This is a genomic window from Lyngbya aestuarii BL J (assembly GCF_000478195.2).
In the GTDB taxonomy this organism is placed as follows: Bacteria; Cyanobacteriota; Cyanobacteriia; order Cyanobacteriales; family Microcoleaceae; genus Capilliphycus; species Capilliphycus aestuarii.
Map to the genome: position 1 here is coordinate 1 of NZ_AUZM01000189.1, position 1695 is coordinate 1695.

The following is a 1695-nucleotide window of genomic DNA, read 5'->3' on the forward strand; positions in this document are numbered from 1 at the left end:
TGCCGACCTCAGTTGTGCCAACCTCAGTTGTGCCAACCTCATTCGTGCCGACCTCAGTTGTGCCAACCTCAGTGATATTCGATGGGATAATCACACAAAATGGTCTAACGTTACTGGGTTAGAAGAAGCTAAAAACGTACCAGAAGCGTGGAAACAATAATCTGAATTTGAAGCGGGGGAAAATTCGTTTTCGTCAGAAGATTTAGAGGCGTTGGGTGAGGAGGAATAATTTCAGGTTGGGAATTATAACAAGCATTATTTGATGGAACTAACGGTTAATGGTGTGTTAATTGTTTGGGTTTTCTGTTGGGAATTTTAACCCGAGTTGTTTGACACACCCTACTGATTGGTTTTTTCGATAAGATTAGTAGTAGAATGGTGCGTCAATTTTTTGGGTTTTCTGTTGGGAATTGCAAGAATTATTATTTGACACACCCTACTGATTTGTACTTATCGCTCAACAATTTTTAATCTTTGTGTCACCATCGTAATCCCACCTGGACGCATTAAAATTGCAGAAATCCAATTATGTCCCGGTGTTTTTGGTGCGGTTCCAATTTTAAATACACCCCCAGAAGGTAAGAACTCCAACTCTAAAGGAAACTCGGTTAAATACGCTCTGGGTGTGACTCGTTCTTCAATAGCGGTTCCGATCATAATTTGATCGCCGAGAGGTTCTTCAACAATCGCATCAATGCTATATTCTTGACCTGTTTTTACTTGTTCGGGTACAACTAATGTCACCGTTGGGGGTTCTTCGCCGCTGGTTAATTGATTGCGTTCGGCTAAGACTTCTTGTTGAACAACCTTTTGATTTTCTACTCGTTGCTGTGAAGTAATTGTGGAATTGAGTGTAAATTCTCGACCATTTAAGTCTTGAGTTCCGGTAATTTCTGTAACTGTAGTTGCGATAATTGCTGATCCGTCTTTTTCCCAGGATTGCAACTGAGTCTGATAATTAATATTAGAATAATTTTGCCAAAGTTGGTTTAAAACCTGCTCTAAACTCCGACGATCTAACCCTTCAGTTGTGCTAAAATCTTGACTATAAAATTCTAGTACCCCCTTCACATCCTGACGATTGGCTGCGGCTTCTATTCCTTCTATTAAAGTCGTCAGTTCTGAGGGCGCGGTTTCGGGCGGTTCTTGGGCGTGAACCCGACTCGAATCAACACCTGTCATTCCCCACAATACCAGACCGAGTAGAACAGAAAGCATCGGAGAAAACTTTTGACGGCGACGAGACACAAGAGAAGGAAGTTGCCGAGAAGGAAAAATCGTCATAAGAAACGGTTTTGTTGTTAGTAATTAAGTCGATAAATATTGAATTAGCGGCTTTTTACAACCGTTAACCTCTATGTACAGTTGTCAGTTATCCGGTTTTCGATACCCAATAATGGTAACTTTAATGGTAACTTAAAACTTACAGCTCTGTTTAGGATACACCCAATTCAAAACACTCATGCGATTATTGATTGCAGCTAGTGGTACAGGCGGACATTTGTTTCCAGCGATCGCAACGGCCGCCCAATTACAAGATTATCAAATCGAATGGCTAGGCGTACCTGACCGCTTAGAAACACAGCTTGTTCCCCAGCAATACCCTCTCCATACGATTAGTGTTCAAGGGTTTCAGCAACGATTTGGCTTAGGAACAGTGCGAACTTTTAGCCGTTTAAAGATCGGAAGAGCACA

The 1695-nt window shown here is 41.6% G+C and carries 3 protein-coding genes; 2 read left to right on the top strand and 1 reads right to left on the bottom strand.

The features are described from left to right. The coding region (locus tag M595_RS30350) for a pentapeptide repeat-containing protein (protein ID WP_023069833.1) at positions 1-160 on the top strand (160 nt) is incomplete at its 5' end. Between the two features lie 290 nt (positions 161-450). Here M595_RS30350 and M595_RS27395 read toward each other — a convergent pair. Continuing rightward, on the bottom strand, positions 451-1284 hold the full coding sequence (locus M595_RS27395; RefSeq protein WP_023069606.1) for a DUF8623 domain-containing protein: 834 nt from the start codon (positions 1282-1284) through the stop codon (positions 451-453). Between the two features lie 178 nt (positions 1285-1462). On the opposite strand from M595_RS27395, the gene M595_RS27400 reads away from it, so the two are divergent. Next, the coding region (locus tag M595_RS27400) for a glycosyltransferase (RefSeq protein ID WP_023069832.1) at positions 1463-1695 on the top strand (233 nt) is incomplete at its 3' end.

Bases quoted from the DNA above. Each gene is read 5' to 3' on its own strand.
- M595_RS27395 (WP_023069606.1), bottom strand. From the start codon at position 1,284: ATGACGATTTTTCCTTCTCGGCAACTTCCTTCTCTTGTGTCTCGTCGC.